The sequence below is a fragment of the Nonomuraea sp. NPDC049714 genome (assembly GCF_044465295.1).
GTDB lineage: Bacteria > Actinomycetota > Actinomycetes > Streptosporangiales > Streptosporangiaceae > Nonomuraea.
Genome location: NZ_JBITLM010000004.1, coordinates 629801 through 642374, shown reverse-complemented (window position 1 = coordinate 642374; position 12574 = coordinate 629801). Strand labels below are relative to the sequence as shown.

13 protein-coding genes are annotated in these 12574 nt (G+C 70.5%); 2 read left to right on the top strand and 11 right to left on the bottom strand.

The features are described 5' to 3' along the window. Nucleotides 1-9 precede the first annotated feature (9 nt). The 3 genes from ACIBQX_RS20655 to ACIBQX_RS20645 form a co-directional block, all read right to left on the bottom strand. Nucleotides 10-1539, bottom strand: coding sequence for an amidohydrolase family protein (locus tag ACIBQX_RS20655; protein WP_397006706.1), 1530 nt, complete (start codon nucleotides 1537-1539; stop codon nucleotides 10-12). Between the two features lie 112 nt (nucleotides 1540-1651). Beyond that, nucleotides 1652-2191, bottom strand: a complete 540-nt coding sequence (locus ACIBQX_RS20650) for a hypothetical protein (RefSeq protein WP_397006704.1) — start codon at nucleotides 2189-2191, stop codon at nucleotides 1652-1654. Between the two features lie 63 nt (nucleotides 2192-2254). Then, complete coding sequence (locus ACIBQX_RS20645; RefSeq protein ID WP_397006702.1) at nucleotides 2255-3202, bottom strand: helix-turn-helix domain-containing protein; 948 nt, start codon at nucleotides 3200-3202, stop codon at nucleotides 2255-2257. A 95-nt stretch (nucleotides 3203-3297) separates the two neighbouring features. Between ACIBQX_RS20645 and ACIBQX_RS20640 the strand changes: the two genes are divergently transcribed. After that, complete coding sequence (locus ACIBQX_RS20640) at nucleotides 3298-4326, top strand: saccharopine dehydrogenase family protein (RefSeq protein WP_397006700.1); 1029 nt, start codon at nucleotides 3298-3300, stop codon at nucleotides 4324-4326. 10 nt (nucleotides 4327-4336) lie between these two features. On the opposite strand, the gene ACIBQX_RS20635 is transcribed toward ACIBQX_RS20640, so the two are convergent. From ACIBQX_RS20635 to ACIBQX_RS20600, 8 genes are all read right to left on the bottom strand, one after another. Continuing rightward, nucleotides 4337-5383, bottom strand: a complete 1047-nt coding sequence (locus ACIBQX_RS20635; RefSeq protein WP_397006698.1) for a VWA domain-containing protein — start codon at nucleotides 5381-5383, stop codon at nucleotides 4337-4339. Next, the gene (locus ACIBQX_RS20630; RefSeq protein WP_397006697.1) at nucleotides 5384-6334 is read right to left on the bottom strand and encodes a VWA domain-containing protein; all 951 of its coding nucleotides are present in this window, start codon (nucleotides 6332-6334) and stop codon (nucleotides 5384-5386) included. An 84-nt stretch (nucleotides 6335-6418) separates the two neighbouring features. Further along, on the bottom strand, nucleotides 6419-7303 hold the full coding sequence (locus ACIBQX_RS20625; protein ID WP_397006695.1) for a DUF58 domain-containing protein: 885 nt from the start codon (nucleotides 7301-7303) through the stop codon (nucleotides 6419-6421). 3 nt (nucleotides 7304-7306) lie between these two features. Beyond that, the gene (locus tag ACIBQX_RS20620) at nucleotides 7307-8284 is read right to left on the bottom strand and encodes an AAA family ATPase (protein ID WP_397006693.1); all 978 of its coding nucleotides are present in this window, start codon (nucleotides 8282-8284) and stop codon (nucleotides 7307-7309) included. Nucleotides 8285-8309: 25 nt separating this feature from the next. Then, a complete protein-coding gene (locus tag ACIBQX_RS20615; RefSeq protein ID WP_397006691.1) occupies nucleotides 8310-9110 on the bottom strand; it encodes a S1C family serine protease in 801 nt (266 codons plus the stop codon). 159 nt (nucleotides 9111-9269) lie between these two features. Further along, entirely contained in the window at nucleotides 9270-9401 is a 132-nt protein-coding gene (locus ACIBQX_RS20610; RefSeq protein ID WP_397006689.1) for a hypothetical protein, read from the bottom strand. After that, complete coding sequence (locus tag ACIBQX_RS20605) at nucleotides 9398-10663, bottom strand: hypothetical protein (RefSeq protein WP_397006687.1); 1266 nt, start codon at nucleotides 10661-10663, stop codon at nucleotides 9398-9400. Before ACIBQX_RS20605 ends, ACIBQX_RS20610 begins: the two co-directional genes overlap by 4 nt. After that, nucleotides 10660-11718 (bottom strand): ThiF family adenylyltransferase, encoded by a 1059-nt coding sequence (locus ACIBQX_RS20600; RefSeq protein ID WP_397006685.1) that lies wholly within the window; start codon nucleotides 11716-11718, stop codon nucleotides 10660-10662. Before ACIBQX_RS20600 ends, ACIBQX_RS20605 begins: the two co-directional genes overlap by 4 nt. A 400-nt stretch (nucleotides 11719-12118) precedes the next feature. On the opposite strand from ACIBQX_RS20600, the gene ACIBQX_RS20595 reads away from it, so the two are divergent. Continuing rightward, on the top strand, nucleotides 12119-12565 hold the full coding sequence (locus tag ACIBQX_RS20595; RefSeq protein WP_397006683.1) for a hypothetical protein: 447 nt from the start codon (nucleotides 12119-12121) through the stop codon (nucleotides 12563-12565). The last annotated feature ends 9 nt before the right edge of the window (nucleotides 12566-12574 follow it).

Here is a 12574-nt window from a genome sequence, read left to right as displayed (position 1 = left end):
TGGCCCGGGTCAAGCGGCCGCGAGGACCGGAGTGCATGCGCAGCCGGCCAGCCGCGCGGGCAGCGTCCCGGTGTTCGCGGCGGCTTCGATGTCGCTGAGCATGTGCTCTCGCTGGCCGGCGTTGATGAGCTTGCCGCCTACGATCACCGCGTGGATCCGCTTGGTGTTGCGGATGTCGGCGAGGGGGTCGGCGTCGAGGACGGCGAGATCGGCGATCGCGTTGCGGCGTACGGTGCCCACGTCAGGCAGGCCGAGGAACCGGGCGGGTGCGCTGGTCGCCGCCTGGAGGGCCTGCATCGGGCTGAAGCCCGCTTCGACCAGGTTCTCCAGTTCGTCGTGCAGGCTGAAACCGGGGTAGACGTAGGCGGTTCCGGTGTCGGTGCCGGCGAGGACCGGCACGCCGGCCCGGTGCGCGGCGCTGATCCAGTGCAGGCGGGCCCGGAACAGTTCCCGGTGCTCGGCCACGTCCTTCGCCGAGCGCCCGGCGAGGTAGAGCTGTTCGAGCTGGGCCTGCCAGCCGTTGCGGGTGGCGGCGGGCAGGTAGCGCAGCCGGTCGTCGTGCACCGCGACGGACTCGGGCAGGTCGAACACGCGGTGCTGGGTCAGCGTGGGCACCTGGTGTGAGCCGTCGGCGGCGAGCCTGCCGAACACCTGCCGGGCGCGGGCCGGGTCGAACGTGCGCGCGGCCAGTACCTCCAGCGGATGGGTCTGGTTGAACCAGCTGTTGTACTCGCCCCCGCCGACGCGGATCTTCGCGAGGCGGCGGCGGATCTCCGTCTCCTGGCTGGAGGTGTCGAACCAGCTCGTGTAGATGTGCTCGAAGCTGCGCTGACCGGCGGCACTCGCCTCGGCCAGCGGTATCGCGTCCGGGGTGTGGCCGACGAACGTGACGCCGAGCTTGCGGCATTCGTGCGCGATCGCGTAGTAGGCGTCCGGGGTGAGCCGGGCGTACACCTTGATGAAGTCGGCTCCGTCGGCCACCGCCTGACGCACCGCCGCCCTGGCCTCACGGGCGTTCGCGACCTCGACGTACGGCGAGCCGAGGCCGGCGAGCAGCGACGGGTCGCCGTCCACGATGCCGCTGGCGACCACGGAGCGGGGGCCGAAGAGCGTCCCGGCGGCGACCCGGTCCCGCCATTCGTACAGCCGCGCGTGGCCGTTCATGTCGCGCACCGTGGTGACGCCGTTGACCAGGAACAACGGCGGATCGATCGCCTCCTGGCCGCTGCCGTGCACGTGGGAGTCGACGAATCCGGGGACGACGAACTTGCCGCGCCCGTCGACCACTTCCGCGTCCGTCGGCACGCGCACCTCGCGGGCGGTGCCGATGGCGGCGATCCTGCCGCCGCGTACCAGTACAGTGACGTCGCGGAGCGGCCTGGCTCCCGTCGCGTCGATCACCGTGGTCCCGGTGATGGCGACGGCCGGGCCCGAGCCCGTGCTGTGAGCCGCGGCACCTCCCATGGTCCCCACTGCGATGCCGGCGCCGATTCCGATGCCCGCGCCGATGACTCGACGTCGGGAAAACCCTGCTGCCATCACGTGTCTCCATCGTTGGTCCGGATGAACACGGGGAGCGTAATTGCTGACATCAGTGTGAGAGGCAAGTGACGCTGGTCACACCGCGCGGCGGAGGTGTTCGGACCCCGATTCAGGCTCCATCGAAGGTGTAAGGCTTGAAAACGTCAGTGACATTCATCAGGAACGCCGAGAGCAGCTTGCTCCGCACGTCGCCTCGCAATATTCCCGCGAGGAAATCCGTGGTCGTCATGTCGAACCGCTCCCAGGTGTCACCCTCATAACTTTCGAAATAAACAGGATATTCTCCGGGCGGCACCCCGGGCCGGGTCAGCCAGAACAGTTTGTGCCCGGCGGCGGTGGCCGCCCATGCGATCAGTCGCGCATCGGCCGGCAGATCCGCCGGTGGGGCCGAGTATCCCTCTTCCCAGAAAAGCAAAAGATCGTCCCATACGGCGCCGGAGTCGAGGAGGTCGCGATCCTGATAGCGCTTGCCCGGTGCGTACATCTGAATGTAGTCGAACCAGACTCCGGCGCCTCCCGCGTCGAGCAGCATACGGAAGTCCTCGGGAATCCGCGTCTGAAGCCGGCTATGGGCCCCCTCCCAGTCGAAGGTGCCGGGGCCCGGGATCAGCCCTCCGGCGTCGGTCAGGTGTTCCAGGCTCGATTTCACCGCTCCGCCTTCATTCCGGAAATCAGGGCCCGCTTTCGGGACGCCTCAACAGGGTAGTTCGGCTCACGTCCGGAACGTGCGGCGATAAGCGTCCGGTGGTACGCCGACCGTGCGGTGGAAGTGGCGGCGCAGTGTCGTCGCCGTGCCCATGCCCGCGGCCGAGGCGATGGTGTCGACGCTGTCGTCCGTGGTCTCCAGCAGCTCCTGCGCGCGCCGGATGCGCTGCGTCAGCAACCACTGCAGCGGGGTGGTGCCGGTGACCGAGCGGAAGTGACGGGCCAGGTGGCGCGAGCTCATGTTCGCCTGGCGGGCCAGATCCTCCACGGTGAGCGGCCGGTCCAGCCGCCGCATCACCCAGGGGAGCAGCTCGGCCAGGGGATGGCCGTCCTGGGCGGGCACCGGTGTGGTGACGAACTGGGCCTGGCCACCCGCCCGGTGGGGCGGCACGACCAGGCGGCGGGCGACCACGTTGGCGATCGCCGAGCCGTGGTCGCGGCGGACCAGATGCAGGCACAGATCCATCGCCGCGGCCTTGCCCGCGGACGTGAGCACGTTGCCGTTGTCGACGTAGAGCACGTCCGGGTCGACCGTCACCCGGGGATAGCGCGCGGCCAGTTCCTCGGTGTGGGCCCAGTGCGTGGTCGCACGCAGCCCGTCCAGCAGGCCGGCGGCGGCGAGCACGAACACGCCGGTGCACAGGGAGACCACCCGCGCGCCCGACTCGTGGGCCGCGCGCACCGCCTCGACCAGGTCGGCCGGCGGGTCCTCGTCGACGTCCGCCAGGGCGGGCACGATCACGGTGCCGGCGTGCGCCAGCCGGTCGAGCCCGCAGTCCGGCTCCAGCAGGAACCGGCCGACCCGGACGGCACGCGTGCCGCACACCCTCACGTCGTACCAGGGGCCTGGCAGGGCGGCCGGGGCGGAGCCGAACACCTCGTAGGCCAGGGACAACTCGAAGTGCAGCATGCCTTCGGTGGCGGCGACCGCGACGGAACGTGGGAGAACACTCATGTCCGGAATTGTACGGGCCGTGTCGTTCCAGACACTGGGCATCGATCCTCAACAAGGACAGGATTCAGGCAGTGGTTCACTTCGAGGGAGCAAGTATGAAGAACGTGGCGGTTTTCGGCGCTTACGGACACACCGGGCGGTTCGTGGTCGCGGAGTTGCGCGAGCGCGGATACGTACCCCTGCTCCTCGGCCGTGATCAGGACAAGTTGCTGGCGCTGGCGGGACCGGGGCTTGAGGCGCGGCAGGCGTCGGCCGACGATCCGGCCTCGCTCGACCGCGCGCTGACCGGCGCGGCCGCCGTGATCAACTGCGCCGGGCCCTTCGCCACGACCGCCGCCCCGCTGATCGAGGCGGCCCTGCGCGCCGGCATCCCGTATGTCGACGTGGCGGCCGAGATCGAGGCGAACGTCGACACGTTCGCGCACTTCGCGGAGCGCGCCCGCGCCGCGGGCACCGTGGTGGTCCCGGCGATGGCCTTCTACGGCGGCCTCGGCGACCTGCTGGTCACGACCGCGATGGGCGACTGGACGGCGGCGGACGAGGCGCACATCGCCTACGGCCTGAGCAGTTGGCACCCCACACCCGGGACACTCGCTGCGGGCGTGGTCTCGGGGCAGCGGCGGGGTGGTCGTCGTGTTCGCTTCACCGGTGGGCGGCTGGAGTACCACGATGACGCTCTGCCGACCCTGGAGTGGCACTTCCCGGCTCCGCTCGGCTCCCAGAGCGTCATCGGGGAGTTCACCATGGCCGACGTCGTCACCGTCCCCAGCCACCTGGCCGTCCCGGAGGTGCGCACCTACATGACCGCCAAGGCGGCCGCCGACCTGTCCGCCCCGGACGCCTCGGCGCCGGCCGCCGTCGACGAGCGCGGCCGATCCGCGCAGACCTTCGTCATCGACGTCCTCGTCCGCTCCGGCGGCACCGAACGTCGCGTGACCGCCGCCGGTCAGGACATCTACGCCATCAGCGCGCCGCTCGCCGTCGAGGCCGTGGACCGCATCCTGACCGGTCGGACCAGGACCACCGGCGTCGCCTCGGCGGGCGCGGTCTTCGACGCCCCGGACTTCCTCCGCGCCCTGTCCTCGCACCTCTCGCTGAACGTCCCGCTCGACGCGAACGGCTGACCGGTCACCGTCAGCGGGCCGGTGTCCGGGGGCGGTTCCACCAGAGGGAGAGGGACAGGGCGGCGGTGATGAGGATGCCGCCGCCGGCGGCGAAGGCGGCGGCTGTGTCGACCCGCTGGCGGATGACGGTGAAGCTGCCGGGGAGGGCGTCGAGGGCGCTCTGGAGCTGGTCGGCGTTCTGGGCGCGGTGGTAGGAGCCGCCGGTGGTCTGGGCGATCTGTTTGAGCGTGGGCTCGTCGATCATGCGGACGTTGCGGCCCCTGTCGAAACCGCCGCGACCACCCCAGCCGCCGAAGCCGCGGCCGTCGAACTGGGAGTTGTCGCACACCATCGGGGCGGGGGTCGTGGTGCCGAAGCCGATGGTGAAGACGCGGACGCGGCGCAGGGCCGCCTCCTGGGCGGCGACCCGAGGGTCGACGCCCCGGGTGTTCGCGCCGTCGGTGAGCACGACGATCGCGGCTCCGACGTAGCCTTCACCACCGCCGCCGGGATCGGCCCCGGTGGCGGCGACCGACGGGTCGACCTCCGCGATCGCGTCGATCGAGGTGAGGATGGCCTGCCCGATCGCGGTGTCGCGGGCCACGGTGAGGCCGTCCAGCGCCTCGATCAGCGCGTCGGTGTCGTCGGTGGGAGGGACGAGCAGGCCCGCGCTGCCCGCGAAGGTGACCAGGCCGATGCGCGGCCCGCCGCGCTGCGACTCGATGAACTCCGCGGCGGCCTTCTTCGCGGCGGTGATGCGGTTGGGGTCGACGTCCGTTGAGCACATGGAGCCGGAGGTGTCGAGCGCGAGCAGGATCGTCGCCGACGTCTGCGGCACCGGTACCGACGCCTGCGGTCGCGCGGCCCCGACCGCGAGCAGCACGAGCCCGGCGATGAACAGGGCAGGGGGAACCTTCCGCGTCCAGCGCGTACGGCCCGGCAGGGCGCTGCGTACGAGCGCGATCGAGGTGACGCGGACGGCGGCCCGCCGGCGGCGGCGCCGCGTCCACCAGCGGATGGCGAAGATCAGCGGGATGATCAAGAGGGACAGCAGCGCCCACGGCCATGAGAACGACATTCAGATCACCCGTCCAGACCGGAGCACGGTGAGCGCCGCTCCGGCGGTGAGCAGCGCGAGGGCGAGCCCGATCAGCCCGCCCGCGAGGGGCAGCGGCTCGTCGGAGACGGTGAGCCGCAGATCGATCGTGTCGGCGACCCCGTCGAGCCGCGCGGTGTCGGAGGCGGGATGGTAGCCGCCGCCGGTGGTCTGCGCGATCAAGGTGAGGGTGTCCTCCTCCAGCGAGGTCTGGAGGTGGTAGCCGTCGACCTTCACCGTCGCCCCGGCCGTGGTGCCGACCCCGACGGTGTGGATGTGCACGCCTCCCCGCTGGGCCACGGCCGCTGCCCGTTCGACGTCCCCGCCCTGGTTCTGGCCGTCGGAGAACATCACGATCGTCGCCGACGGCCAGTAGCCGATGTCGGGCGCGTCGCCGTCGCGGCCGAGGGCGACCTGCTTGCCGGTGATCGCCGACAGTGAGGCCGTGATGGCCGTGCCCAGCGAGGTGCCGCCGGTGATCTTCAGTCGGTCGATGGCCTTGAGCGCGACGGAGTGGTCGGCGTCGGGCCGTGCGGTGGTGAGCGCGCCGCGCTCGAACGCGACCACGCCGATGTCGACGCTGTCGGGCTGCGCCGCCACGAACGCGCGGGCCGCCCGCTGCGCGGCCGCCAGCCGGGTGGGGGCGACGTCGTCGGCGCTCATGCTGTTGGAGACGTCGATGGCGAGGATGACGGTGCCTGCAGCTCGCGGGACCGGCACCATGGCCGCCGGTCCGGCGGTGGCGATCGCGAGTACGGCGACGCCGGCGATCGTCAGGCCGATCCCGAGGTACGCCCGGCGTCCGCCAGGCACGGCGACGCCGGCCGAGGAGAGGGCGGCCGTCCGGCGCCGCGCCGAGACGACGGCCGCCCAGGCGAGCGCCGCCGTGACGAGCAGCCCGACGGCCAGCAGCAGCGGAGACGACAGGGTCACGACGGCCGCTCCCAGGTCGAGGCGGTCATGACGGCCGCTCGCAGGTCGGGGACGGTCATGACGGCCGCTCCCCGGTGCGGGCGGTCATGACGGCCGCTCGCGGGTTCGGGCGACGACCTCGACGAGCGCCTCGGCCAGGTCGCGGTCGGTGTCGACACGGTGTACGGGGACTCCGGCCCGGCGCATGCCCGCCGTGAGCCGGGCGTCGCGGGCGTCGACGGCCTCGCGGAACCGTACCCGCAACAACGGGTCGGCGGAGTCGACGACGAGCTGCTCGCCGGTCTCGGCGTCCTCGACCACGATCAGCCCGGCCTCGGGCAGCACGTCGTCGGCGGTGTCCACGATCCGCAGGGCGACCACCTCGTGCCGCCGGGTCAGGCGCTGGAGTGAGCGTTCCCAGTCGCCGTCGCCGATGAAGTCGGACAGGACGACGATGAGCGCGCGGCGGCGCGCGAGCCGTCCGGCCGCGTCGAGCATCTCCGCCAGGTCGGTGGTGGTGTCGCCGCGCGAGTCGGCGGTGCGTTGCAGCTCGGCGGCGATCCGCAGCGCGTGCCGCCGGGAGGTGCCTGGCGGCACGACACGCAGCATCCCGGTGTCGAACAACAGGGCGCCGACGCGGTTGCCGCCCCGGCCGAACAGCCGGGCGAGGACGAGCGCGAGCTCGGCGAGCACGTCGTGCTTGCCGCGCCCCGGCCGGCCGGCCGCCATCGACGCGGACCGGTCGAGCACCAGCCACACCGTCAGCTCGCGGTCCTCGGTGAACACGCGCAGGTGCGGCTCGTCCAGCCGTGCGGTCACGTTCCAGTCGATGTGCCGGGCGTCGTCGCCGTCGCTGTACGGGCGCAACCCGGTGAAGTCGATCCCGGAGCCGCGGTGCGCGGTGCGGTGGGCGCCCTGGAGCCGGCCGTCGAGCCTGCGGACGACCTTCCACTCCAGGCGGAGCAGCAGTTTCTCGGGGGCGGTGGCCATGGCTCAGCGGTTCTGCAGGACGACGTCGGGCGCCCGGACGGCCCCGAGCACCCTGTTGATGATCGTGTCGGGGTCGACGTCGTCCGCCAAGGCCTCGTAGGACAGCACGAGGCGGTGGCGCAGCACGTCGAGCGCGAGTTCGGACAGGTCGTGCGGCAGCACGTAGTCGCGGCCGCGCAGGAACGCGAGCGCCCGGGAGCCCGTGACGAGCGCGATGGACGCCCGCGGGCTGGCCCCGTGGGTGACGTACCGCTCCAGCTCGCCGAGCCCGGCCGTCGCGGGGGAACGCGTCACGGAGACCAGCCGTACCGCGTAGTCGACGATCGCCGGATCGACGTACACCTGCTGGGCGCGGGCCCGCATCGCGATCAGATCCTCGGCCGACACCATCGGCTGTGGCGGCTCCGGCGGACGCAGCGCCCGGCCGACGATCGCCTGCTCCTCGGCCTGCGTCGGATAGTCGACGACCACCTTCATCATGAAACGGTCGACCTGCGCCTCGGGCAGCGGGTAGGTGCCCTCCGACTCGATCGGGTTCTCCGTCGCCATGACCAGGAACGGCTCGGGCACCCGGAAGGTCTCACGGCCGATCGTCACCTGGTGCTCCTGCATCACTTCCAGCAGGGCGCTCTGCACCTTGGCGGGGGCGCGGTTGATCTCGTCGGCCAGCAGCAGGTTCGCGAACACCGGGCCGAGCTCGGTACGGAACTCCCCGGAGTGCTGGTGGTAGACCCGCGTGCCGACGAGGTCGGCGGGCACCAGGTCGGGGGTGAACTGGACGCGCTGGAAACTCCCGGCGATCGCGGCGGCCAGCGACCGCACCGCGAGCGTCTTGGCCAGGCCGGGCACGCCCTCGACGAGCAGGTGGCCGTCGGCGATCAGCGCGACGGCCATGCGCTCCAGCAGGACGTCCTGGCCGACGATCGTGCGTTTGACCTCGAACAGCACGTGTTCGAGCGGATGTGCCGACTCCGGGTTCATGGTCTTCCTTCTCGTGACGCTTCGGTCAAATCAGGGGCCCGTCGCCCGGTGGGCCGTCGCCTTCGCCGCCGCCCAGGGCCACGCCGATCGGCACCGCGAACGCGATGCCGGCGAACGCCTCGTCGCCTCCCGGGTCGGCGATCGAGACGACGATCCCGATGACCAGGCCGCGCGCGTCCAGGAGGGGACCGCCGGAGCTGCCCGGGTTGACGGAGGCGTCGAACTGGATGAGCCCGCTCAGGTCGCCTTTCTCGGTGGTCCGGTTCAGGCCCGACACCACGCCGGAGGAGACGCTGTAGGCCAGGCCCAGCGGGTTGCCGATCGCCACGACGGGCGCGCCCACGGCCACGGCGCCGCCGAGCGTCGCCGGGACGACGATCTCGGGCAGCTTCGCGGGCTTGAGGGTCGCGACGTCGCGCTTGGGGTTCGCCGACGCGACGACGGCCGTCGTCTTGGTGCCGTCCGCGAACGTCAGGGTGACGTCCTTCGTGCCCTTGACGACGTGGTGCGCGGTCAGGATCGTCCCGTCGTCGGCCGCGATCACCCCGGTTCCGAGCGACTTCCCGGCCTGGATGACCACCACCGACGGCCCGGCCCTCTTGTAGAGGTCGGGCACCGTGAGCGTCGCGCTGGGCGTCGGTGTCGCGCTCGGTCCGGGCGCGGCGACCCCGCCGTCGCCGCCACCGCCCCCCAGCCAGTACGCCAGCACCGCCACGACGACAAGGACGACAAGGACACAGCCCCCGACGACGAACCGCCGAGCCCTTCTTCCGGCCACGGCCCCCTGAGCCCCGACCGCACCGGCGTCCTGCGGCGCGTGCTCCATTGCCCCATCGTCATAAATTTCAGTTGAAAGTGCTACAAAGTCCGCCTGAGAACTCCATGAGAACCGGCCGATGGGACCAGAACAGCCGCGACGAGCAGCGCGGCCTCCCCGGAATGATCAATCCGGGTCGGAGTAGCGGTCGCCTTCGTGGTTCTTCCTCTACTTCTCATACAGTCTGGCGACCTCGGCCTCGGAGCCGGCGAACTGCATGGTGCCCTTCTTCGGGTCGGTCGTCACGAAGTAGAGCCAGGGGCCGGTGGCCGGCTTCAGGGCCGGACCGATATGCGTCAAGGGCTGCCGGCCACGGCCGAGCGGCGCCACCTGAACCAGTGCCGATGGCCGCGGACGAAGGTCACCACGAAGAGCGCCTGGATGGCACCCTCGATGAGGATGAGCAGCCCGGAGTCCAGCATCAGCAGCACCGAGCCGCCGTTGAGGCCGTCGACGACGGCGCCGATCGCACGGAACAGCGCGACGATCGCGATCGGGGCGGCGAACAGCGCGAACGCGGTGAGCGAGACGGTGGCGCCGACGACGAGGAAGACGGAGTAGACGCGGGTGGCCCGCCGCTCGTGCGGCGCGAGCTCATCGGTCGGGTCCGCGATCGGGCAGGGGCGCCGGCGCAGGCGCGCGACGGCCCGCGCGCGGAGGTAGCGGGCGAAGGCGAGCCCGTCGTCGAAGAGGTTGCGGGTACGCAGCAGGTCGCGGAGGACGTAGTACAGATCCGTGCGCATGTAGACCTGGAGCTGGAAGGGGATGGTCATGAGCACGGCCACGACCAGCGCCTGGAACAGGGCCTTCGTCAAGGACGGCAGCGCCACGTGGGCGACCAGCAGGGTCAGCGACGCCATGAGGAACAGGTCCCAGGCCATCCCGGCCAGATAGACGCGGTAGCGGGACCGCCGGGGCACGCCCCACACCGCGGTGACGTCGGTTTGCACGACCAGGTTGTGCAGGCGGGTGCCGAAGCCGATGCGTCCTGGCACGCCGAGCGACCGGGCGGCCATCAAATGCATCATCTCGTGCGTGCTGAGCGTCAACGACACCATCACGGTGTTGACCAGCACCGTGAAGCCGACGTACTCACCCCAGAAGAAGTCCTCGTAGTGCGGCAGCAGGTCGGGCCGGAACGCCAGCGTGACCAGCGCCGCCCCCACGACCAGCAGCCAGGCGAGCTTCATCGGCCGGCTGAAGATCCAGGCGACGTGCCGGTGGGTCAGCCACGGGAAGTGGCTGCGCGGGGCGTCCGCGCCGGGGTCGGGCACCGGATCCCCGTCCACCGACTCGACGAAGCCCAGCTCGGTGAGCGCCTCCACGAGCTCGGCGACGTCGATCTCCACGTCCTGCTCGGCCGCCAGGCGCTGCTCCACCTCGCTGACCGGCAGCTTCTTCCGCAGGAGCCGGATGGCCTCGCCGTACACGGCGGGTAGTTCGATGAACTCCCCGATCTCCGCCCTGCCCACCACCACGACATCCGGATCGTCGTCGTCCGGGCGGATGATCAGCCGGTGGAAGCCGACCAGGCTCTCGTCGGTGACCGGTGCGGTCGTCACGACGGTTCTGCTCCGCACGCCGGGCAGTCGTCGTAATGCGGGATGTCGATGTAGTAGGAGTGGTCCCACATGCCGTAGTTCCAGTGGAAGACGCGGCCACGCGCCTGTACGGGCAGGCCGCCGAGGTGGTACATCACTTCGAGGGCGCACAGGTGGCCGCTGATGTTGGCGCTGGCCGCGATCACCGCGTTGGGCCGTTCCTCGGTGAGCGAGCGGCCGTGCGCCTTGAACTCGCGCTGGTCCTCCTGGCGCCGCAGGCACATCCAGCAGCCGGTCTGGCGCGGGATGAGGGATCCGACGACGGCCATGGGCCCGGTGTAGAAGCTGACGAACCATGGCGTACCCGTACGCAACGCGGCGTCGTTGGTCCAGAACATGATGTCCGGGTGAGGTTCGTCCGCGCACAGGATGAACACGTCACACTCGTCCATCAGCCGGGCGATGTCGTCCGCTCCGCCGGCTTTCAGGGTGCTGCCGGTGACCTTGACCAGGCTGTTCATCTGTCGCAGGCGCGCGACGGCCGTGTCGAGCTTGGGGCGGCCGATGTCCGCCTCGGTGTAGAGGAGCTGCCGGGTGAGGTTGGCCTCCTCGACGGTGTCGAAGTCGGCCAGGTGGAGGGCCCCGATGCCGCTGGAGACCAGCCCCGCCGCCACCGCCGAGCCGGTGCCGCCGATGCCGAGCAGGCAGACCCGGGCATCCTTGATCTTGGACTGGATCTCGTACGGCGAACTGCGCGGAACGGGGTCGATCCAGGCGAAGTAGTTCCTGGCCGGCTCGTAGCGGCCGGCCTCGCGTTCGGTGAGATTCGCCGGCAGCGGCGCGCCCGCCTCCTCGACGAACCCGTTGTCGACCAACCCCGCGATGACGTCACGTACATCCTGCTCGTCGACGTCGGGATGGGTTTCGGCGAAGGCGGCGCAGACCTCGTCGACCGTACGGGTGCCGTCCATGAGGACGATCAGGCGGGCTATCGAGCCGTCCTCGTCATCCTGGATCTCGGAGGAGATGCCCTGCTGCATGAGGCCGATCATGATGCGATCACCGGGCAGGGTCATGGGCTGATGAACGCGCTTGATGCGGGGGACGCGCACGAGAACCTTCCAGGTCACAAGACATAGGAAGCCGGTCAGGTTTACCCTGACCGGCCGGCGAACCTGTTAGAGATCAGCCACCTTCGCGCAGTCCGGTGGTCTCCACCTTCTCGAGTCGCTTGATCTCCAGCTTGATCTTCTTGGTGGCCTTCTTGTCGTCGGTTACCTGATCACGCTGTTCCATGCTGCCTCCCGAAGGGGTCGAGGCCGGCCGTCAATTCGTGATCATACCTGCGCAATAATCCGGACGTAAGATCATATTTGATGCTAATCGAACGCATTCTGTCACTTGCGCAATGTACGGAGCCTTGGACGCCAGCCGGATGCAAGATCTCTCCAAGTCGCGTCTCATACCGTCCCGCTCATGGGAAAGAAGCATGTCATCGGTGCGGTCCTGGCCTTCGTGCTCGGCGCGGGCGTCCCGGCCTCGGCGGAGGCAGCGGTGACCGCCCGCATTCATTGGGGCCCCGTCAAGTCGTCTGCGGGACACTCCGGCCACGCCAAGGCCGACGTCTGGGTCACCGGTTTCAGCGCCGAGACGTTCACCGTGTCCGGCACTCTCCACGACCGCGACCGGCACCGCGGCCACTGCGCCTACATCCGTGCCCGCTTCCACTACACAGGCGGTGGCACCGGCTGGAGCCGGCCCAGCTCGACCTGCTCGGCGAAGAGATCCTTCCGGCTCACCTCCGACGGGGAGATCAACCGTGTGGACGTCAAGGTCTGCCTCTACCAAATCGGCTCGCGCAAGACGCTCAGGTGCCACGTCGACGCCATCAAGCCCGAGATCATCGCCAACTGGCCCCAGTAGGCACCGACC